This window comes from Actinoplanes subglobosus (genome assembly GCF_042650585.1).
GTDB classification, from domain to species: domain Bacteria; phylum Actinomycetota; class Actinomycetes; order Mycobacteriales; family Micromonosporaceae; genus Actinoplanes; species Actinoplanes subglobosus.
This window is the reverse complement of the sequence record NZ_JBHSBL010000029.1, coordinates 223,593-243,320: the sequence shown is the minus strand read 5'-3', so window position 1 is coordinate 243,320 and position 19,728 is coordinate 223,593. Positions and strand designations below refer to the sequence as shown.

Genomic DNA, 19,728 nt, shown 5'->3' with positions numbered 1-19,728 from the left:
GTCAGAGTCCGTTCCGGCGGGCGACGGAGCCGAGCCAGGCAAGGCTCGGCTTGGGGGTGCGCACGAAGGTCTCGCGGTCGACGGCGATCAGACCGAAGGTGGGCGCCCAGTGACCCCACTCGTAGTTGTCGAGCAGGCTCCAGTGCAGGTAGCCCCGCACGTCGACACCGTCGGTGACGGTTGACGCCAGCCCTTCGAGGGCGGCCGTGGTGTAGGCGATGCGCCGGCTGTCGTCGTCGGTGGCCATGCCGTTCTCGGTGACCAGGATCGAGGTGCCGCCGGTGCGCTCCCAGGTGTGCCGCACGGCCAAGGCGAGGGCGTCCGGCCGGTATGCGGTCCCGACCAGGGTGTTGTCGGGGTGCACCGGGTGCGGCTCGATGCCGTTCTCGTTCACCCACATGCTGGAGTACGACTGCACACCCACGAAGTCGTCACCTTTGGAGCCGTCGAGATACAGGTCCTCACGCTCGTACCGGATTTCGCGCAGTCTCTCCTCCCCTCCGGGTCGGGCGACCAGGGCCTGGTTGGCGATCGTCCAGCCGACCTTGGCCCCGGTCCGTTCGCGCACGACATCACGCACCGCGTGGTGGGCCTCGACCAGCCGCCGGCCGATCGCCGGGTCCGGCGACGGCAGCACCGGCCGCTGGCCCTCGTCGACGGTCGGGCTCTGCCACTGCTGGCCGGAGGCGGCGAGCCGGGCCATCATCGTCATGATCGCGAGCATGTTCGGTTCGTTCATGGTGCAGACCCATGGCACGCCGTCGAGGATCCCGGTCACGGTCTCGGCGTAGAAGCGGAACCGGTCGACGGCCCGCTCCCCCATCCAGCCGCCCTCGGCGGCGAACCAGCGCGGATTGGTGAAGTGGTGCAGCGTGACCACCGGGGTCAGGCCCAGTTCCAGCGCGGTGTCGATCATGCGGCGGTAATGGGCCAGCTCGGCGCGGGAGATCAGGCCCGGCTCGGGTTCGATGCGGGCCCACTCGATGCCGAACCGGTAGCTGGTCAGTCCGGCGTCGGCGAGCAGGCGCATGTCCTCGGCGTACCGGTGATAGCTGTCGCAGGCGTCGCCGCTGCGCTCCATCCCGGGCATGGCGCCCTCGGCGGCCCAGAAGTCGCTGTTGACGTTGTTGCCCTCGATCTGGTGCGGCGCGGTCGCCGCGCCCCAGAGGAAGCCGTCGGGGAAGGTGGTCACTGTGTTTCCTCGAGTCGTGGGTCGATGTCGGACAGGGGGATGCCGGAGGCGGTCAGCGCGGCCAGGCTGGCGGTGGCGGGCCGGCCGGCCCGCCGTTCGAGCAGGGCGACCGGTGCGATGCGCAGCCGCAGTTTGGTGAGCATGTCCTCGGCGATCTGCGCGAGGTGGTGTTCGATTCGCGGGTTGGTGAACCGCTCGGCGAGTGCCTTGCGGTAGTCGTCGGGCTGCACGCCGGGCAGGTGCCGGGCGGCCTCGTCCCACAGGGCCTCCACCGCGGCGCGGCAGGCCGGGTCGGCGAACGCCTGGGCGACAGTGGTGTGCCCGCGTGGCCGTCCGGTCACGGCGAGCAGCGAGTGAGCGCCGTTGAGCAGCCACAGCTTGCGGGTCTCCCAGGCGCCGATCTCGTCGACGAAGCGGGCGCCGGCGCTCTCCCACGCCGGGCGGCCGGACGGGAAGTCACCGCATAGCACCCAGTCGGCGAACGGCTCGGTGACCACCGGCGCCTCGTCACGGTGACCGGTCGCCGCCAGCACGCGGGTGCTCTCGCCGGCGGTCACGCGTGGGGTGATCCGGTCGACGGAGGTGGAGACCACGCTGACGCCGGTCGGCAGCCAGTCGCGCAGGGCCGGTGACACCTGCCCGGCCAGGGTCTGCAGGGCATTCCGGACGGCTTCGCCGTTGGCCGCGAGGTTGTCGCACGGGACGATGGCCAGCGCGGGTGCGGCGATCCGGCGACGGGCTTCGAGCGCGAGGAGGGTACGCCCGAGCACGGTTGCCGGGGTGGGGACGGTGCTCTGTACCCGTACCCCCGCAAAGGTTTTGATCAAGGCGATGTCGGCGGCGATCGCCGGATCGGTGAGGTCCGGACCACCGCCGGGGGCCAGCCGGTAGGCGGCCTCGGTGACCGTCAGCGTCAGGATCGCCGTCTCGGGACGTGCCACCGCTTCGACGAAGGCGCCGGTGTCGGAGCCGGGCAGGGCGCGCACGATGCTGCCGATCGTCTCGTGCCGGTCGCCGTCGGGACCGCGCTCGACGAGCGTGTAGACACCCTGCTGGGCGGTGAGCCGGTCGGCGAGCGTGCGGCTACGTCCGGTGAACGCGGCGATGCCCCACTGGTCGGCGTCGGCCGCACGAGTCGTGTACCAGGCCTGGTGGGCGCGGTGGAAAGCGCCGAGGCCCAGGTGCACGATCCGCTCCGGTGGGGCCGGCCGGTCACCGAGGGTGGTGCGGGACAGCAGTGGCTTCATGGTGACCAGTGCATCTGCGCGTCGTCGGAGGGGTCAATCGGTTGCCGCTTGTTGTCGGGCACCATCCGATAATGATTGCCAGGATGGCAATCTTGCAAATTTTGCAACGAACGAGGATGGTGGTCCCATGACCGAACCGGGCCTGCGGGAGCGCAAGAAGGCAGCGACACGGGCGGCGCTGAGCCGGACCGCGTGGACGATGATGCTGGAGCAGGGCCTCGACGCGGTGACCCCCGAGTCGGTGGCCGCGGCCGCCGACATGGCGCCGCGCACGTTCCGCTACCACTTCCGCAACCGCGAGGAAGCGATCCTCGACGAGCTCGCCCAGCAGCACACCAGATTGGCGGGCCTGCTGCGGGAAAGCCCTGCGGACGAGCCGATCTGGGACTGCCTGCACCGGGTGGTGCCACCAGCCGTCGCGGGATTCGCCGGCGACCGCGGCGACTTCGCCAAACTGATCGCGGTGATCGCCGCCAATCCGTCGATGCTGGCGCAGAACCTGCTCATGCTGGAGAACGTCCGCGGCCTGCTCGCCACCGCCATCGGCGAGCGGACCGGCACCGACCCGCACGCCGATCCCTACCCCGGCCTGCTCGCCGGGGCCGTGACGACGGCGATCAGCCTCTCGGTCGCGCACTGGGCCACCGACAGCACCACCACACCCCTGCCGGAGCTGGTCGGCGACTGCCTGACACGCTTCCGGGCCGGGCTGCCGGCACCCGCCGCACCGGAGACCGGCACGTGACGATCCGTCTCTTCGCCAACCCGCTCGACCTGCCGTACCGCTTCCAGCACGTCACTCTCGCCTGGCGCAAGCACCACTACCGCGAGGCCGCCGACCCGTCTGTCGTCCGCTTCCAGGGCCGGTACCTCCTGTTCGCCTCGATGTCCGGCGGCTTCTGGCACTCCACCGACCTGCATGACTGGCGGTTCACCGCGACACCCGACCTGCCCGTGCACGACTACGCCCCGGACGTCCGCGAGATCGACGGGCAGCTGGTCGTCTGCGCCTCCCGGCGGGGAAGGCCGTGCGACTTCTACCGCACCGCCGACCCGCTGGCCGGTTCGTGGGAGGTCATCCCCGGCGAGGTCGCGTTCTGGGACCCGAACCTGTTCCAGGACGACGACGGCCGGGTCTACCTCTACGAGGGTTGCTCGGCCAACCGGCCGATCCGCGGCGTCGAACTCGACCGTCACACGTTGCGCCGGATCGGCGAGCCGGTCGACCTGATCGCCGGGAACCCCGACGAACACGGCTGGGAGACCCCGGCGGAGGACTACGACGCGGCCCGGATCGATCGCGGGCTGGTGATGCGGATGCTGTTCGGCCGGCGACCCTTCATCGAGGGCGCCTGGATGGTCAAACACGACGGGCGCTACCACCTGCAGTACGCGGCACCCGCCACCCAGTACAACGGGTACGCCGACGGCACCTACCTCGGTGCGTCACCGCTCGGCCCGTTCACCTATGTGCCGCAGTCACCGTTCTCCGCCAAGCCCGGCGGCTTCATCACCGGAGCCGGGCACGGCTCCACCTTCACCGACGAGCACGGCAACTGGTGGCACGCCGCCACCATGCGCATCTCCCGGCACCACGACTTCGAACGCCGGCTCGGGCTGTTCCCGGCCGGGTTCGACGACGACGGCGTGTTCTTCTGCAACCAGGAGTTCGCCGACTACCCGCTGCTGCTGCCGGACGGCCCGGCCGACCCCTGGTCGCTGACCGGCCACCAGATGCTGCTGTCGGCCGGCGCTCCGGTGACCGCGTCCAGCGCCGACCCGGGGCACCCGGCCGGACTCGCCGTGACCGAGGACGTGCGCACCTGGTGGCGGGCCGCCACCACGCACGCCGGCGAGTGGGTCACCGTGGAGCTGCCCGCCGGCAGCGTCACCCACACTCTCCAGGTCAACACCATCGAGGACGGACCGGATCATCCTGCTCCCCCGCCGATCCCCGCGCAGCGTGGACTGCTCGGCAGCCGGATCCTGGTCCCGTCCGACGTACCGGCGCCGTTCCGGCTCGAAGGGTCGGCCGACGGCGAGGACTGGACCCTGTTGCGGGACGGGACGCGATCGCACGAGTTCGTCGTCCTGGATCCGCCGCGGCCGCTGCGCTACGTACGGGTGACCGGTGGCCGCCATCCCCTCGGCACGGCCTTCGCCATCAGCGGCCTGCGAGTGTTCGGGCTCGGATCGGGGCAGCCGCCCGCCGCGGCCGAGCCGACGGTGAACGGGGCCGTCGTCTCGTGGCCCGCGGTGCCGGGCGCGGACGGCTACAACGTCCGCTACGGCCTCGCCCCGGACAAGCTCTACCACTGCTGGCAGGTGTCCGTTCCGTCCCTGACCCTGCGTTCGCTCAACGCGGGACACCGGTACTGGGTCGCCGTCGACACGTTCAACGCGTCCGGCGTCACCCGCGGCACCCCGTTCGGGATCGAGGAGACAACATGATGACCACCCCTTACGACCTGTGCATCGACGCGCCCTCCGCCCGTCCCCTGCTGTCGTGGAAACCCGGCGGAAGCGGCACCTGGCGCCTGAACGCCCATGTCGACGGCATCGCGATGCCGGCCCTGACCGTGTCGCGGCACCTGTTCGTCACCTGGCCGTGGCCGGATCTGACCAGCACGGCGAAGGTCGAGTGGCAGGTCGGCGACTCCGACTGGCACACCTTCGAGGTGGGCCTGCTCGACCAGGACTGGACCGCGTCCTGGATCTCCCCGGCCGAGAGTCTCACCCCGCCACCGGGTCAGCGGCCCGCCTACGCGCTACGCGGCGGCTTCCCGGTGAGCGGCGAGGTGGCCTGCGCCCGGCTGTACGCCACCGCACTCGGCGTCTACGAGGTCTTCCTCAACGGCGACCGGGTCGGCGACGCCGAACTCACCCCTGGCGCCACCTCCTACGCCGAGACCCTGTACGCACAGGCCTACGACGTCACCGCGGCCCTGCTGCACGGTGCCAACGCCGTCGAGGTGCTGTTGTCCGACGGCTGGTTCCGCGGCATGAACGGCACCTGGCGCAAGCCCGGCGCGTGGGGCGAGCGGACCGCCGCCCGGGTGGAGTTGCACGTGCGTTACACCGACGGCAGCACCCAGGTCGTCCGGTCCGGCGGCGACTGGACGTCCCAGCTCAGCGTGATCACCGCTGCGGACCTGATGAACGGTCAGACCACCGACTTCACCTTCGTGCCCCCGGCACCGGCGCCGGTGCTCGTCGACGTGGTCACCGCCCCACCGGTCGACATCTCACCCGCCCCGCCGGTCCGGCGGATCGAGCAGCGGCGCCCACGTGAGGTGCGCCGGCAGGCGAACGGGTCGTGGATCGTGGACTTCGGCCAGAACGCGGCCGGCTGGATCCGGCTGAGCGATCTGGGACCGGCCGGTACCCGTACCGTCATCGACCACGGCGAGCACCTCGACACGACCGGTGACCTCACCACCTCCCACCTGGACGCCGCGCGACCGGGACAGCCACCGATGCCGTTCGTGCAGCGTGACCAGGTCGTCTCGTCCGGGACGCCCGGCGAGGTGTTCGAGCCCCGGCACACCGTGCACGGCTTCCGGTACGCCCGGATCAGTCGCGGCGACGTGCCCCTCGACCCGGAGGCTCTCGTCATGCAGGTGGTACACACCGGCCTGCGGCGCACCGCCACCTTCGCCTGCGGCGACGACGACATCAACCGGCTGCACGAGGTCGCGGACTGGAGTTTCCGCGGCAACGCCGTCGACATACCCACCGACTGCCCCACCCGTGAGCGACTCGGCTGGACCGGCGATTACCAGGTCTTCGCACCCACCGCGGCCCGTCTCTACGACGTGGACGGGTTCAGCCGCAAATGGCTTCGCTCGGTCCGCGACGACCAGCTCGACGACGGCCGCATCGTCAACGCCTCCCCCGACCATGCCCGGCTGAAGGTGATCGACAATCCGGAGGCGAACCACATCACCGGATCCGCCGGGTGGGGCGACGCCATCGTCACGGTGCCGTGGGTGCTCTACGAGACGTATGGCGACCGCCAGGTCCTTGCCGAGAACGTCGACGCGATGATCCGGTGGGTGGAGTGGGCGCTCGGCCGAGCCCGTGACGCCCGCCATTCCACCCGGGCCGAGCGCAGCGCCGAGCCGTTGCCGCACGAGCGATACCTCTGGGACGGGTCGTTTCACTGGGGTGAGTGGCTCGAACCCGGCGACCCGGGGCCGGCCGCCAACCCGATGGCGTGGTTCATGGCGGACAAGGGCGAGATCGGGACGGCGTACCTGTTCCGGTCGGTACGGACCCTGGCCGAGGTCGCGGCCGTTCTGGGGCACGACGAGGACGCCGCACGGTACGCCGGCATCGCCGAGCAGGTCCGCGCCGCCTGGCAGACCGAATTCCTCGACGGCGGCGACCGCAGGCAGGCCTTCTACGTCCGGGCGCTCGCCTTCGACCTGGTGCCGCAGCAGCTGCGGGCCCGATTCGCCGACGACCTGGTCGCGCTGATCCGCACCGCCGGCGACCACCTGGGCACCGGGTTCCTCTCCACCGCCGAGCTGCTGCCGGTGCTCGCCGACACCGGTCATGCCGACGTCGCCTACGACCTGTTGTACCAGCGCAGCTCGCCGTCATGGCTGGGCATGCTGGACCGCGGCGCGACCACCATCTGGGAGGACTGGGACGGAGTCGGCGCCGACGGTACCGCGACCGCCTCGCTCAACCACTACAGCAAGGGTGCGGTGATCCGGTTCCTGCACACCCACACGCTGGGTCTGCGGCAGGCGCCCGGCTCGATCGCCTGGGAACGGTTCGTCGTCGCGCCCCTGCCGGACGAACGGATCGGCTGGGCACGGGGCACGTTCGACAGCCCGTGCGGCATCATCGCGGTGAGCTGGCGGCTGGCGGACGGGGACCTGCTCGTCGAGGTCGACGTTCCCGCAGGTGCCACCGCGGAGATCCTCTTTCCTGACGGCGAGCTCGTCGCCGCCGGCCCGGGCCGGCATGTCGAGCGCCGGGCGGTCAAACCGCGGGGGTGAGCACGGTCGTCAGGATCCGGTGGAGATCCGGATCAGACGGTGGGCTGCCATGCGCCGGCTCCCACATCACCACGGCTTGAAAGAGGATGTAGGCGATGATCGGCACGTCGCTGGCCGGACTCAGCTCACCGCGTTCCACCGCGCGTTGCAGCGCGCGGTGGAACGGCGCGACGGTACGCGCGTTCGCGGCGTGGACCAGCTCGTGCAGTTCGGCGGCGCCGGTGGTGGCAGCTGTGATCATCGCGCGGCCCTCGGGCCGGGCCGCGTTCTCCCTGATCAGCACCATCAGAGCGAGTAGGTCGCCGAATGCCGAGCCGGTGCGCGGATCGACGTCGTAGCGTTCGAGCAACGGCTCGACCACCGACTGCAGCAACGCAGCCTTCGACGGCCAGCGCCGGTAGATGGTCGGGCGGCTCACCCCCGCCGCCTTGGCCACGGCGTCGATGGTGAGGCCGGCGAACCCGGTCCTGGACAGCTCCGCGAGGGTCGCGGCGCGGACGCTCTCCACCACCTGGATGCTGCGCGGACCTCGCTGAATGCCGCGGGTACGCCGGTTCGGTTCGGTCATCAGGTCTGGACATTAGCCCATCCACTAATGTTTACACACTGTTGCCATTTACTGATCGGGAATCTAGCCTCGGCGCATGTCCACAGCTGATGTCTCGAGCAAGACCCTGACCGACCTCATCTCCCTGGCCGGCCGGCGCGCCGTCGTGACCGGCGGAGCGCGCGGCCTCGGCAAGTCGATCGCCCTGCGCCTGGCCGAGGCGGGCGCCGACGTGGTGATCGGCGACATCGAGGAAGACCTGGCCGTGCAGACCGCCGGAGAGATCGCGCGGCGACACGGCGTACGCACCCTCGGCTGCGCCCTCGACGTCACCGACAGCGCCTCGATATGCGCGGTCGCCGACCGGGCGACCACCGAGCTGGGTGGCCTGGAGATCTGGGTCAACAACGCCGGCATCTTCCCCAGCGTGCCGCTTCTCGACATGGGCGACGACCTCTGGGACAAGGTCCTCGACGTCAACGCCCGCGGTACCTTCGTCGGCTCCCGGGAGGCCGCCCGACGGATGACCGGCGGTGGCGTGATCGTGAACATCGCCTCCACCGCGGGGTTCCGCGGCAGCGCTCCCGGCCTGGCCGCCTACGTGTCGTCCAAACACGCCGTCCGCGGGCTCACCCGGGAACTGGCCCTGGAGCTGGCACCACTGGGCATCAGGGTGCTGGGCGTGGCCCCGAGCCACGTCCCCACGGAAGGCAACATCGCCGCCGCGACCGCTGCCGGGGTCCCCGCCGAGCAACTCGCCCAGATGGCGCTGATGATGACCGGTCCCATCGGCCGGCCCGGCGTCCCGGACGACATCGCCCGCGTCGCGTTGTTCTGCGCCTCGGATCTGTCTGCCTTCATGACCGGCAGCACCCTGCTCGCCGACGGCGGCACCACGGCCTGAGCCGGTGGGCCGCCGGACGACCGTCTCGGTCACCGCGTCCCGCGACGGTCCTGGCCGGCGATCAGCTGGATCATCATGGTCACCGCAGCCGATCCCATGGTGGACAGTGGCTGGTGCCAAAGGTGATCAAGACCGTGGTAGCGCGGGGTGGGCGCCGTCGCCGTTGAGATGCATTCGGTGACTCGGCGCAGTGCGCAGGCGGCGGCGCCCATCGGGACGTCGGTGAGGCCGTGGATGCATCGGCCCGGTGGCGGGGCGCACGAGGTTGATTCTGACGGTCGCCGCCGTAGGCCGTCAGAATCAACCGTGAGAGTTTCATCCGAAGCAACGCATTAGTCTCGGCCCGTGGATGACAGCCTCCTTCGTCGGCTCCGGGTCGAACAGGCCCGGGCGCTTCTCTACGATGCCGAACCTCATCATGCGGTGATGCTGGCCTGCGACCTGCTGGTGGCCGGCGTCGACGGCGACGCCGTGGTGGCGCTGGCGGCGGAGTCGGCTCGGACGCTGTCGGCGCATGACGCGAACCGGCGCCTGATGGCGGTCACCGCCGAACTCGGCCTCGCAGAACCAGACCTGGCGACTGCGGTGGAGCTGATCGCCGCCGACACCTGCGAACGCATCCTCGACGGCGGCGTCCCCGCCGAGGTGGGGATCCACGATCTGTACGTGGTGGGACATGAGGGCAGCCCGCTGCACGACCTGCTCCCGGCGGTCGCCGCACTGGCCGACCGCCTGGAAGACGAACTCGGTGGACGCGCCGACAACGACCTGCAAACCCGGCTCGAAGCCCTGGCCCGGACCATCCTGAACCGCCTGATGCCCTCGTGAGCACCTCGAACGAGCCGTCCCCGTGGCTTACCGACAAGCTGAGCGCGCTGCGTCTGGGACGACGTTTGGTCACCGAGGTCGCCGCATCCGGACCAGGCAGGCGAGCCTTCGTCGATATTCGCCCCGTCGCCACCGCCGATGACCAGAACGCCGGCCGAGAGGGCTGGACCCGGACTGATCGTGAGCGCACCTTCCACCTGAGGCACTGGGACTACGACGCCGACCGGATCGACGGCTTCGACTACGACATCGACGCGACCCTCGTGAGGGCCACCTCTGTCATCGGAGAAGGCGCGCTCACCGAAGCTCTTCAGGATTGGGGGCTTCGGCCGGAGCAGTTCCTTCATCCGTGGCAAACCGCCGATCCGCAGTAGCCACACGGCGGCCCGGCGTTCGTCGACGGCCGTGAGGTCGCCTGGTTCGGTGCAATGCATCAGCGGGTCTACCAGCGCATCGGCGTCCGTAAGTGGTGGGCACCGGCTCGCCGAACCGGTTCGGCCGGCCGACAACCGACGGCCGATCGGTGACACCGAGGTCGAACGCGTGCACGTCGCCGGCCGTCACGAACGATCGCCGGGAGTTGCATGAACCGGCAGCGAGTAACGATCCGTCGACGGAGCCGGTCGGCCGCCCGCCGCGGCGGGCGCGGGATTGGGCGAACGGGCCCAGCGGTCAGATGCGCAGGAACCGCAACACGGCCAGCACGCGGCGATGGTCGGCGTCGGTCGGGGGCAGGTCGAGTTTGCTGAGGATGCTGGTGATGTATTTCTCGACGGCGCTGTGACTGACCTTCAGGGTGTCGACGATGCCGTGGTTGGAGCGGCCCTCCGCCATCAGCCGCAGCACCTCCAGCTCGCGGGGTGTGAGCCGGTCCATCGGGTCCTGGCGGTGGCGGACCAGCAGTTGCGTGACCACCTCGGGGTCCAGGGCGGTGCCACCGGCGGCCACCCGGCGCAGGGCCTCGAGGAAGTCGGACACGTGGGCGACCCGGTCCTTGAGCAGATATCCGACGCCGCTGGTTCGCACCGACAGCAGGTCGGTGGCGTAACGCTCCTCGACGTACTGCGACAGCACGAGGACGGCGACCGCGGGGAACTGGTGCCGGATGACGAGGGCGGCACGGATGCCCTCGTCGGTGTGGGTGGGGGGCATCCGCACGTCGATCAGAGCCACGTCGGGACGGTGCTCGGCGACCGCGCGCAGCAACTGCTCGGCATCGGCCACCGCATCGACGACGTCGAACCCGCCGTCGGCGAGCAGTTTAGTCAGACCGGCGCGGAGCAGCACCGAGTCCTCGGCGATCACGATCCGCACGGCAGCTCCACGGTGACCGTCGTCGGCCCGCCGGGCGGGCTGTGCAACGCGAACGTCCCGTCGACCGATGCGGCGCGCTGAGCGAGCCCGCGCAGGCCCGTGCCGCCGTCGAGGGTGGCGCCGCCTCGGCCGTCGTCGGTGACGATGACGCGGAGCCGGTCAGCGACGCGGTCCACGGTGACCTCGGCCCGGCTCGCGTGGGCGTGCCTGGCGATGTTGGTGAGTGCCTCCGAGACGACGAAGTAGGCGACTGCCTCGACGACTGGCGAGCAGCGGCCCGGCACGCTGACGGCGACCCGCACCGGGACAGGTGCGCGGGCTGCGATGCCGGACAGCGCCGCGTCGAGGCCGCGGTCGTCGAGCACCGCCGGGTGCAGGCCGCGGACGAATTCCCGCAACTCGGCGAGGGCCTGGGTGGCCTCGTCGTGGGCGTCCACGATGGCCTGCCGGGCCGGCGCGGGCAGGTCGGTGAGGTTGGCCCGGGCCATGCCGAGTTTCATCGCCAGGGAGACGAGCCGCTGCTGAGCGCCGTCGTGCAGGTCACGTTCGATGCGGCGGCGCTCGGCGTCGGTGGCGGCAACGACCTCGGCGCGGCTACGCGACAGCGTCTCCACCCGCACGGACAGCTTCTCGTTGCGGCTGGGCCCGAGCAGAGTCCGGGCCGTCGCCGTGTCGGCGCGCGCCACGACGCGGGCCACCCATGGTGCGGCGGCGAGCGCCGGTGCTGCGATGATCAGGTAGACGGGCTCGGCCCAGGTCAGGAGTGTCGCCGACCAGCAGGCCGCGACCGCGGCGGCGCCGGTCACCCCGATGAACAGGCTGAGCACGTGGTAGCCCAGCTGCCGCCACCACCCGTGCGACGGTGGGATCTCGACGCCGAGCAGCGCTCGGAACCGCCGGCGCTGCACCGCGGACAAAGCCCGCACCACCCATGGCAGCGCAAGCGTGGCGACCACGGTGAGCACGACGAACAGGCTGGTCAGCACGCGGTCGTCGGCGGAGGCGTACAGCAGGCTCCAGATTGCGCTGTAGCCGGCGCCGACCGGCACGCCGCACGTCAGCGCGAAGGCGGCCACGCCGAGCGGCAACCCGGCCAGCGCGTGGAGGGTGGCCCGCCAGGTGTCTGCCGGCCGGAGGGCACGCAGCACCGTGGGAAGCGCACCGCCGCGCCGGGGTACAGCCGTTTCCACCGAGGTCACCGGATCAACCTAGACGGGCCCGCCGGAACGGGACATGGTGCCACCCTTCGCGCCGGGGTGCGGATAACCCCACCCCGAACCGGCTGCCCGCCCCACCGACAGCGCGCCCGGATCGCGGCAGGGTGATCACCGTTCACCCCGTCTCCTGAGGAGTCGCACCATGCCCGGACCCGCGCTGGCCCTCACTCGCCGGTCGCTGCTGTCGGCCGCTGTCCTGACCGCCGGCCTCGGCGTCATCACCCGCGCGCCGACCGCCGCCCGGCCACGATCGGCAGCCGAGGGGTACACGTTGCCCATGCCGACCGGCCCCGCGCAGCTCGGCACCGTCGCGCTGGACCTCGTCGACCGCACCCGTACCGATCCCTGGGTGCCCGGCCGGCCGGTTCGCGAAATCATGATCCAGATCTGGTACCCGGCCCGGCATGTCCACGGCCACCCGGCGGCGCCGTGGCTGTCGCCGGGTGCGGTGCCGCATTTCTGCGAGGTGTTCGGCCTGCCCGCCGAGAGGGTTCGTGCGACGGTCACGCACGGCCGGTCCGGCGCATCGGTGTACGGCGGCTGTCCGGTGGTGCTCTACTCGCCCGGTCTGGGCGGCGACCGCGGCACCGGCACCGTCCTGGTCGAGGAGCTGGTGAGTCACGGCTACATCGTGGTCACCATCGATCACACCCATGACGCCAGCGAGGTCGAGTTCCCGGACGGGCGGGTCGAGGTGGCGGCGATACCGCCGGACGTCGACGAGCAGATCATCGCCCGGGCCGTCGCGGTTCGTGAGGCCGACACCCGGTTCGTCCTCGACCAGTTGGCCGTCGTCAACGCCGGTGGCAACCCCGACGCGGGGAATCGCCGGCTTCCGATCGGACTGCGGGGTGCATTCGACCTGAGCCGGATCGGCATGTTCGGCCATTCACTGGGTGGCAGCACCGCCGCCGCCACGATGCACCACGACCGGCGGATCAGGGCCGGAGTCAATCTGGACGGCACACTCGTGGGCGCGGGCGCCGTCGCGGGCTCCGACCGGCCGTTCCTGCTGCTGAGCAGCGACCACGGCACTGAGCCGGAGGACCCGACCTGGGACGTGTTCTGGACGAGCCAGCGGGGCTGGAAGCGTGAGCTGAGCCTGACCGGCTCGGTCCACGGATCGTTCACCGACGGCGTGGTGTTGTACCCGCAGGCCGCCCCGGAGCTCGGCCTCACTCCCGAGCAGCTGGCCGGACTGGTCGGCACGCTCCACCCGCGGCGCAGCGTCACCATTCAGCGCGACTACCTGCGGGGCTTCTTCGACCAGCACCTACGGGGACGGCGTAGCCGGTTGATGTGCGGCGTGGACCCGCGTTATCCCGAGATCCGTTTCGTCCGGTAGCGCGGGTCAGCCGAGCGGGGCGTTCATCGCGCGGTCGAGCAACGCGTCCCGGGAGCCGGCGCCGTCACCTGCCGCCCATGCCCGCATCGCGGCGTTGAGGCAGGCCACGGCGGAGGCCACCAGGGCCCGGGGTGCGGGGTCCCGGTCGGCGGGCAGGTCACCTGTCAGGCGGGCGGCGACCAGCGGGACGAGCAGTTCCTCCCAGGCCTGTTGCTTTCCCCGGTGGCGGGCGGCCATGGTCGCGTTGGCCTCGATCATCCGCAGGAACGCCAGGGAGCGCTCGGGCGCGTCGGCGTTGATGCGGGTGATCACGTCGAACGCCCGGCGCAGCGACCGCCACGGGTGCTCGTCGGTGGGGCGTTCGGCGAAGGCCGTGGCGAGCGCCGGGCCGAGATCCTCCAGCCAGGTCAGCACCACGTCCTCCTTGGTGCCGAAATACCGGAAGAAGGTGGTACGGGACAGGCCGGCCTCGGCGGCGATCTGCTCGACTGTCGTGTTGTCGCATCCCTGCTCGGCGAAGAGCCGGGTCGCGACGGCGCTGACCTCCGCGCGCATCGCCTGCCGGGTCCGCTCACGTAACGAGGCCTTGGCTGTGTCCTTCACGACACGATCGTATCCAGTGCCAACCTGGTACCCGGTACCACTTCGAACTACCGTTCCACGTGATCCGACACCACGAGAACGAGGTTCAACCATGTCCCTGTTCAGCCCGCTGCGTCTCGGCGCCCTCGACCTGCGCAACCGCCTGGTGATGGCACCGCTCACCCGGCTGCGCGCCGGCGACCACGGTGTGCCCGGGGACCTGCTGGTCGAGCACTACCGGCAGCGTGCCTCGATGGGACTGATCATCACCGAGGGCACCTGGCCGGTGCGGGAGGGCCGTACCTGGATCGGTCAGCCCGGCATCGAGACCGCCGAGCAGATCGCCGGCTGGCGTCGGGTCGCCGATGCCGTCCACGAGGCCGGAGGCGCCATCGTCATGCAGGTCATGCACGGCGGCCGGATCTCGCACCCGGAGATCAGCGGAACCGGCCGCATCGTCGCGCCCAGCGCGGCCGCCGCCCCCGGTGAGACCCGCGTCGCCGACGGCAAGGTCGCCTATCCGGTGCCGCACGCCCTGACCACCGACGAGATCCACGGCATCGTCGCCGCGTTCGCCACCGCCGCCCGCAATGCGATCGAGGCCGGCCTCGACGGCGTCGAGGTGCACAGCGCCAACGGCTACCTCATCCACCAGTTCCTCTCGCCTGCGGCCAACACCCGCACCGATGAGTACGGCGGCTCGCCCGCGAACCGTGCCCGCTTCGCGATCGAGGTGGTGACGGCGGTCGCCGAGGCCATCGGCGCTGACCGGACCGGCGTGCGGATCTCGCCGGAGCACAACATCCAGGGCGCCCTGGAGACCGACCCGGGCGACGTCGCCGCCACGTACACGGTGCTCGCCGAGGCGCTGGCGCCGCTGGGCCTGGCGTTCGTCGACATCCTGCACGCCGAACCCGCCGGTGAGCTGGTGCAGAAGCTGCGCCACGCGGCCGCCGCGCCGGTGATCCTCAACAGCGGCTTCGGTACGCCGACCACCCGGGAGGCCGCGAGCGCGCTGGTCGAGGACGGTTTCGCGGACGCGGTGGCGGTCGGCCGTGCCGCGCTCGCCAACCCCGACCTGGTCGCCCGCTGGGCCACCGGGGCGGAGGAGAACGTGCCCGATCCCAGCACCTTCTACTCCCCCGACGCCCGTGGCTACACCGACTACCCGGACCTTTCCGGGCTGAGTGCCGGAGTATCCGCAGAAGGAATCTGATCCCAAAGCAGAAGTGGACCCGGCGGCGGCTGATGGCCGCGCTCCTCCGGGTCCTCTCCGCCGTCATTCTCGGCGGCGGACACGCCCTGGTCAGCAGCGTCGCCTACCTGACCTGACCGGCTGTTCGTGTTCGGTTCCCTGCAGCGCGGATCGCCGCCGTTCCACGCGACGGAGTGCCGTATAAAGCAGCGTCTCGGCTCCATGCCGGATGGGAACGCGCCGGACCCGAGCGTCGAATCCTGCCAGGCACGAGAGCTGCCCTGACCAGCAGTAGAGCAGGTCAGGGCAGCTTCCGGAACATCTAGGCCGGGAACCAGAACCAGTCCTGGCGGGTGTTGCTCCAGTCGCAGGTTCGCACGTAGACCCATGTCACGTAGTTCGGGTCCCATTCCAGGCATTGATACGACAGCTCGTTGCGGAGCTGGTTGCTACCCGACGATCGGGCGCCCGGCGTCCACGTCTGTTTCAACGGCACCGGGTTCACGCAGAGCTCGGCGTACACGTTGGAGCTGTTGCCGTTCGGGGCGGACAGGCACCACAGGCCCGCTGCGTCCCAGCGATGGTTGACGATCCGGTACGCGTTCGGGCCCTGGACCCACTCGAAACGCCACTGCTGGTTGTAGACGCCGCTGCAGTTCTCCCAGCTGCGGACCAGTGTCGTGGCGGCACCGGCACTGTCGAAATGCTGGTCGAGGCAACGCGGGATGGTCCAGCCGGCGGGGTGGATGGTGTGGGGCGTAGCAGCAGCGGCTGCCGGCGATGTCGCCGTCACCAGGGTGCCGGCCGACAGGACGACGGTGGCGGCGACCGCGAGGCACACTCTGGCGAATCTTCCGAAATTCCTGATCATCGAATCTCCCCGTGAGATCGGATATGGAAGCACTTACGCCATCAAATTGATGAGCATCAGATCAGTTCAAGGGCGACCGACAGCCCTTACTTCATCTGGGTGAACCGACACGATCCGGACTAAAACCCCGCGCCGATCAACGATCGGCTCTGCGGGCAGCGGACTGCCGTCATGTCCCACCACGTACAGGCGGTGAGTTCCCACCTCCGCGGGGATGCTTCGGTCGAGGATCTGCAGGTGTCGGCCGCGATCAGGTCCACCGCAGTCGCCAGGTCTGGTTCGGCGAGACCGAGTTCGGTGGTGACCGGCGCCAGACGCCGGTTCGCGTCATCCGCCGACAGCGTCCGAGCCGACTCCGCCGCGAGTGCCGCCACGACGTCACCGCTCACGCCTGCCACCAGCAGGTCACAGGCCAGCATCACCGCATGGTGGGGCTCGGCGTCGTGGAGGACCGCCCGAGCCTGTTCGACCCGGAACCGGCGACGAAGACCCGTCCGTGATCCGACAGGCCGAGCCCCCACGAGGCGGCGATAGCCTGACAAGGTCCGAAATCGAGGAGACGAGCATGACCCTGCGCCGTGTTGCTGACGTGGACTTCGTGCAACTCGTCGACCGAGACTTCCATCCGTCCCCCGCGGCGTGGGAGGACCAGGTTCTGTATTTCCTGATGCTGGACCGGTTCTCCGACGGGCGCGAACGCGACTACCTCGACGACGACGGGGAGCCGGTGACCACCGGCACGACGCCGCCACTGCGGGCCGCCGACCACGGCAACGCGATCACCACTGATCCGGACAGGGCACGCTGGGAGGCCGCCGGCGCGGACTGGGCCGGCGGTACTCTGGCCGGCCTGCGGAGCAAGCTGGGCTACCTGCGCCGGCTCGGGGTCACCGCGATCTGGATCAGCCCGGTGCTGCGGCAGGTGCCCGGCTCGGACAGCTACCACGGGTACGGCGCACAGAACTTCCTCGACGTCGACCCGCACTTCGGTTCCGCCGACGAGCTGCGCGATCTGGTCTCGACCGCACATCAGCAGGGTATCCGGGTCATCCTCGACGTGGTCGTCAACCACGCCGGCGACGTGTTCGGCTACGATCCCGACCGCTACCTCACCGAACGGGACGGCGTCCCGTTCTTCGACCCACGGTGGGACGGGCGGCCGTACCGCATCGAGGGTTTCCGGGAGGCCGGCGGCAAGCCGCTTCTTCCGTTCGGGCCGGTCGATGGCATCGCGTGGCCCGACGGTGCGGTCTGGCCCGCCGAGTTGCAGCGGCCGGGCACGTTCACCGGCCGGGGCCGGATCGACAACTGGGACCACCATCCCGAGTTCGTGGAGGGCGACTTCTTCGGGCTCAAGGACATCGCGCTCGGCGCCGGGCCGGTGGAGCGGTATCAGCCGTCCCCGGCGTTGCGCACGTTGGTCCGTGTGTACCAGTACTGGATCGCCTTCGCGGACCTGGACGGCTTCCGGGTGGACACGGTCAAGCACATGGACCCGGGCGCGGCCCGCTACTTCGCCTCGGCGATCCACGAGTTCGCGCAGAGCATCGGCAAGGACAACTTCTACCTGATCGCGGAGATCACCGGGGACCGGGGGTTCGCGTACCGGACGCTGGAGCAGGTCGGCATGGATGCCGCGCTGGGCATCGCCGACGTGCAGGACCGGCTGGAAGGACTGGTCAAGGGAGTCCGCGACCCCGCCGAGTACTTCGGGCTGTTCCGCAATGCCTTCGAGATCGGCAAGGATTCGGCCACCTGGTTCCGCGACCGTGTGGTGACCGGCTACGACGACCACGATCAGGTACGCAAGGGCGACCGTAAGGCACGCTTCGCGGCGGACGGCGACGGCGGGCGCCTGGCCGTCGCGGCGCTGGCCCTGAACGCCGCCACACTCGGGATCCCGTGCGTCTACTACGGCAGCGAGCAGGGCTTCGACGGTGCGGGCGGCAACGACCGGTACATCCGGGAGGCGATGTTCGGCGGCGACTTCGGGCCGTTCCGCAGCCGCGGCGGGCACTCCTTCGACGAGGACCACCCGACGTACCGCCAGTTCGCCCGGTTCCTGGCGCTGCGGCGCCGGCTGCCGGCGCTGCGGCGTGGCAGGCAGTATCTGCGGGAGATCTCCGGCGACGGCCGGAACTTCGGACTGCCGCACGTCCTCGGCGGGCGGATGTTGTCCGTCGTGCCGTGGTCGCGGATCCTGGCCGACGACGAGGTTCTGGCAGCCGTGAACACCGACCCCGACCAGCCGCGCACCGCCTGGGTCACGGTCGACGCCGACCTGCACGCCGACGGCGGCACCATGACGTGCCGTTTCAGCACCGATTCCACCGAGGAGGGCCGGACGGTCGAGGTGGAGTCCCGCAACGGCAGGTCCGTCGAGATCACGGTCCCGGCCGGCGGTTTCGTGGTCTACACCTGACGCGGGGCGTCGACGTTGTCCGTGACCGGGACCCGCTCGCGTTGCACCGGGAGACAGGGCTTGCCCCGCAGGCACTGACGGCATGGAGTCAGTGGCTGCCCCGCCGTTTCCGGGCCGGCAAGAGCGCGCAGCGCCGCGACCCGTTGCCGCTCACCCAGCCGGGCGACAACCTGGTGGACCACCGGGCCGTACGTCCGCGGGTCGGCGATGATCAGGCGCTTGATCGCGGCCAGGGCGCGAAGCCTGACCGGTTCGACCGCGTCGGCGGCACGTTCGGCGAGAAACCAGGCGTTCGCCGGGGACGGGTCGGCCGCCATCGCGACGACGGCGGCCTCCCGGGCGTGGCCGTCACGGTCGAGGGAGGCGAGGGCGGCCGCCAGAGTGGGATCCGGCCGAGGTTCCGAGGACGGCGCGACCTCGGCAACAACGGCCCTGACGAACGGTCGCAGCTCTTCGGCGAGTTCGCCGCGGCGGGCCCGGAAGCTCAGACCGTCCAGCAGACCTGGGCAGGCGCTCAGGTCGGCCAGCGCGACCGGTCCGTCGGTGTCGGCACGGCTCAGGTCACGGAGCAGGCTCCGCAGGTTTTCGACGTCGCGGCAGTCACCGCGGGCGGCACAGCGCCACGCCAGGCCCCGAGCCGACCGGGTCGGGGCGTGCGGCGCCGTTTGCCGCCACCCTCTGGTGACGGCCACGAGGCAGAGACCACCGAACAGGGTGGCGATCACGCCCATGATCATCAGGGCGGTTCCGGAGAACCGCCCCTGTCGCCAGCCGTCGACGACCATGAACGGCCCTGCTACGACGGTGAGGATGCCGGCGCCCATGGCGAGGGCCGTGTCGCGGATGCCGCCGTTACGCGCTCGTGGCGGCCGTTGCCATCCTGCCCGCAGATGCCGCGGTATCGGCCGGTAGGAGAGCCGGTCCCGTACGGCGCGGAGGAGCCGCGACCCCGTCCTTTGCATATGTGCACCGTACCGATGCCGACCCCTCCACGTGGAGGCGAGACCGGCGGGCACCGACCAGCTCACCGATGAAGAGACCTCCCTAGCGGCCGG

General features: G+C 70.7%; 18 protein-coding genes. 9 read left to right on the top strand and 9 right to left on the bottom strand.

Annotated features, from left to right (window positions below):
- Position 1: 1 nt before the first annotated feature.
- Together ACFO0C_RS44195 and ACFO0C_RS44190 are read right to left on the bottom strand one after the other, a co-directional pair.
- Entirely contained in the window at positions 2 to 1,192 is a 1,191-nt protein-coding gene (locus ACFO0C_RS44195) for a glycoside hydrolase family 1 protein (RefSeq protein ID WP_378072851.1), read from the bottom strand.
- Positions 1,189 to 2,439, bottom strand: a complete 1,251-nt coding sequence (locus ACFO0C_RS44190) for a mannitol dehydrogenase family protein (RefSeq protein ID WP_378072850.1) — start codon at positions 2,437 to 2,439, stop codon at positions 1,189 to 1,191. The genes ACFO0C_RS44195 and ACFO0C_RS44190 overlap by 4 nt, the downstream gene beginning before the upstream one ends.
- Before the next feature lie 127 nt (positions 2,440 to 2,566).
- Here ACFO0C_RS44190 and ACFO0C_RS44185 point away from each other — a divergent pair, with 127 nt between their 5' ends.
- From ACFO0C_RS44185 to ACFO0C_RS44175, 3 genes are read left to right on the top strand one after another with little or no spacing between them, the layout of a single operon-like run.
- The gene (locus ACFO0C_RS44185) at positions 2,567 to 3,184 is read left to right on the top strand and encodes a TetR/AcrR family transcriptional regulator (protein ID WP_378072849.1); all 618 of its coding nucleotides are present in this window, start codon (positions 2,567 to 2,569) and stop codon (positions 3,182 to 3,184) included.
- The gene (locus tag ACFO0C_RS44180) at positions 3,181 to 4,890 is read left to right on the top strand and encodes a family 43 glycosylhydrolase (protein WP_378072848.1); all 1,710 of its coding nucleotides are present in this window, start codon (positions 3,181 to 3,183) and stop codon (positions 4,888 to 4,890) included. Before ACFO0C_RS44185 ends, ACFO0C_RS44180 begins: the two co-directional genes overlap by 4 nt.
- Positions 4,887 to 7,448, top strand: a complete 2,562-nt coding sequence (locus ACFO0C_RS44175) for a family 78 glycoside hydrolase catalytic domain (RefSeq protein ID WP_378072847.1) — start codon at positions 4,887 to 4,889, stop codon at positions 7,446 to 7,448. The genes ACFO0C_RS44180 and ACFO0C_RS44175 overlap by 4 nt, the downstream gene beginning before the upstream one ends.
- Here the strand turns inward: ACFO0C_RS44175 and ACFO0C_RS44170 are convergent.
- A complete protein-coding gene (locus tag ACFO0C_RS44170; RefSeq protein ID WP_378072846.1) occupies positions 7,432 to 8,016 on the bottom strand; it encodes a TetR/AcrR family transcriptional regulator in 585 nt (194 codons plus the stop codon). The two genes, ACFO0C_RS44175 and ACFO0C_RS44170, sit on opposite strands and share 17 nt — an antisense overlap.
- Before the next feature lie 76 nt (positions 8,017 to 8,092).
- Here ACFO0C_RS44170 and ACFO0C_RS44165 point away from each other — a divergent pair, with 76 nt between their 5' ends.
- The 3 genes from ACFO0C_RS44165 (at position 8,093) to ACFO0C_RS44155 (ending at position 10,101) form a co-directional block, all read left to right on the top strand.
- Complete coding sequence (locus tag ACFO0C_RS44165; RefSeq protein ID WP_378072845.1) at positions 8,093 to 8,899, top strand: SDR family NAD(P)-dependent oxidoreductase; 807 nt, start codon at positions 8,093 to 8,095, stop codon at positions 8,897 to 8,899.
- Between the two features lie 345 nt (positions 8,900 to 9,244).
- Complete coding sequence (locus ACFO0C_RS44160; RefSeq protein ID WP_378072844.1) at positions 9,245 to 9,727, top strand: hypothetical protein; 483 nt, start codon at positions 9,245 to 9,247, stop codon at positions 9,725 to 9,727.
- The gene (locus ACFO0C_RS44155) at positions 9,724 to 10,101 is read left to right on the top strand and encodes a hypothetical protein (RefSeq protein WP_378072843.1); all 378 of its coding nucleotides are present in this window, start codon (positions 9,724 to 9,726) and stop codon (positions 10,099 to 10,101) included. The genes ACFO0C_RS44160 and ACFO0C_RS44155 overlap by 4 nt, the downstream gene beginning before the upstream one ends.
- Positions 10,102 to 10,399: 298 nt before the next feature.
- Here ACFO0C_RS44155 and ACFO0C_RS44150 read toward each other — a convergent pair whose 3' ends face one another.
- Together ACFO0C_RS44150 and ACFO0C_RS44145 are read right to left on the bottom strand one after the other, a co-directional pair.
- Positions 10,400 to 11,041, bottom strand: a complete 642-nt coding sequence (locus tag ACFO0C_RS44150; protein ID WP_378072842.1) for a response regulator transcription factor — start codon at positions 11,039 to 11,041, stop codon at positions 10,400 to 10,402.
- The gene (locus ACFO0C_RS44145) at positions 11,029 to 12,240 is read right to left on the bottom strand and encodes a sensor histidine kinase (RefSeq protein ID WP_378072841.1); all 1,212 of its coding nucleotides are present in this window, start codon (positions 12,238 to 12,240) and stop codon (positions 11,029 to 11,031) included. Before ACFO0C_RS44145 ends, ACFO0C_RS44150 begins: the two co-directional genes overlap by 13 nt.
- Positions 12,241 to 12,400: 160 nt before the next feature.
- Here ACFO0C_RS44145 and ACFO0C_RS44140 point away from each other — a divergent pair, with 160 nt between their 5' ends.
- Positions 12,401 to 13,603, top strand: coding sequence for an alpha/beta hydrolase family protein (locus ACFO0C_RS44140; RefSeq protein ID WP_378072840.1), 1,203 nt, complete (start codon positions 12,401 to 12,403; stop codon positions 13,601 to 13,603).
- Positions 13,604 to 13,609: 6 nt separating this feature from the next.
- On the opposite strand, the gene ACFO0C_RS44135 is transcribed toward ACFO0C_RS44140, so the two are convergent.
- A complete protein-coding gene (locus ACFO0C_RS44135; RefSeq protein ID WP_378072839.1) occupies positions 13,610 to 14,206 on the bottom strand; it encodes a TetR family transcriptional regulator in 597 nt (198 codons plus the stop codon).
- 91 nt (positions 14,207 to 14,297) lie between these two features.
- On the opposite strand from ACFO0C_RS44135, the gene ACFO0C_RS44130 reads away from it, so the two are divergent.
- The gene (locus ACFO0C_RS44130; protein ID WP_378072838.1) at positions 14,298 to 15,401 is read left to right on the top strand and encodes an alkene reductase; all 1,104 of its coding nucleotides are present in this window, start codon (positions 14,298 to 14,300) and stop codon (positions 15,399 to 15,401) included.
- A 301-nt stretch (positions 15,402 to 15,702) separates the two neighbouring features.
- On the opposite strand, the gene ACFO0C_RS44125 is transcribed toward ACFO0C_RS44130, so the two are convergent.
- Together ACFO0C_RS44125 and ACFO0C_RS44120 are read right to left on the bottom strand one after the other, a co-directional pair.
- The gene (locus ACFO0C_RS44125; protein ID WP_378072837.1) at positions 15,703 to 16,251 is read right to left on the bottom strand and encodes a hypothetical protein; all 549 of its coding nucleotides are present in this window, start codon (positions 16,249 to 16,251) and stop codon (positions 15,703 to 15,705) included.
- A gap of 119 nt (positions 16,252 to 16,370) precedes the next feature.
- Positions 16,371 to 16,670, bottom strand: a complete 300-nt coding sequence (locus tag ACFO0C_RS44120) for a hypothetical protein (RefSeq protein ID WP_378072836.1) — start codon at positions 16,668 to 16,670, stop codon at positions 16,371 to 16,373.
- 146 nt (positions 16,671 to 16,816) lie between these two features.
- On the opposite strand from ACFO0C_RS44120, the gene ACFO0C_RS44115 reads away from it, so the two are divergent.
- The gene (locus tag ACFO0C_RS44115; RefSeq protein WP_378072835.1) at positions 16,817 to 18,673 is read left to right on the top strand and encodes an alpha-amylase family glycosyl hydrolase; all 1,857 of its coding nucleotides are present in this window, start codon (positions 16,817 to 16,819) and stop codon (positions 18,671 to 18,673) included.
- On the opposite strand, the gene ACFO0C_RS44110 is transcribed toward ACFO0C_RS44115, so the two are convergent.
- Complete coding sequence (locus ACFO0C_RS44110) at positions 18,664 to 19,635, bottom strand: hypothetical protein (RefSeq protein ID WP_378072834.1); 972 nt, start codon at positions 19,633 to 19,635, stop codon at positions 18,664 to 18,666. The two genes, ACFO0C_RS44115 and ACFO0C_RS44110, sit on opposite strands and share 10 nt — an antisense overlap.
- Between the last annotated feature and the right edge of the window lie 93 nt (positions 19,636 to 19,728).

Excerpts from the sequence above, each read along its gene's own strand:
- ACFO0C_RS44110 (WP_378072834.1), bottom strand. The coding sequence starts at position 19,635 with ATGCAAAGGACGGGGTCGCGGCTCCTCCGCGCCGTACGGGACCGGCTC.
- ACFO0C_RS44120 (WP_378072836.1), bottom strand. The coding sequence starts at position 16,670 with ATGCTGGCCTGTGACCTGCTGGTGGCAGGCGTGAGCGGTGACGTCGTG.
- ACFO0C_RS44185 (WP_378072849.1), top strand. The coding sequence starts at position 2,567 with ATGACCGAACCGGGCCTGCGGGAGCGCAAGAAGGCAGCGACACGGGCG.
- ACFO0C_RS44175 (WP_378072847.1), top strand. The coding sequence starts at position 4,887 with ATGATGACCACCCCTTACGACCTGTGCATCGACGCGCCCTCCGCCCGT.
- ACFO0C_RS44165 (WP_378072845.1), top strand. The coding sequence starts at position 8,093 with ATGTCCACAGCTGATGTCTCGAGCAAGACCCTGACCGACCTCATCTCC.
- ACFO0C_RS44190 (WP_378072850.1), bottom strand. The coding sequence starts at position 2,439 with ATGAAGCCACTGCTGTCCCGCACCACCCTCGGTGACCGGCCGGCCCCA.
- ACFO0C_RS44140 (WP_378072840.1), top strand. The coding sequence starts at position 12,401 with ATGCCCGGACCCGCGCTGGCCCTCACTCGCCGGTCGCTGCTGTCGGCC.
- ACFO0C_RS44115 (WP_378072835.1), top strand. The coding sequence starts at position 16,817 with ATGACCCTGCGCCGTGTTGCTGACGTGGACTTCGTGCAACTCGTCGAC.
- ACFO0C_RS44125 (WP_378072837.1), bottom strand. The coding sequence starts at position 16,251 with ATGATCAGGAATTTCGGAAGATTCGCCAGAGTGTGCCTCGCGGTCGCC.
- ACFO0C_RS44130 (WP_378072838.1), top strand. The coding sequence starts at position 14,298 with ATGTCCCTGTTCAGCCCGCTGCGTCTCGGCGCCCTCGACCTGCGCAAC.
- ACFO0C_RS44170 (WP_378072846.1), bottom strand. The coding sequence starts at position 8,016 with ATGACCGAACCGAACCGGCGTACCCGCGGCATTCAGCGAGGTCCGCGC.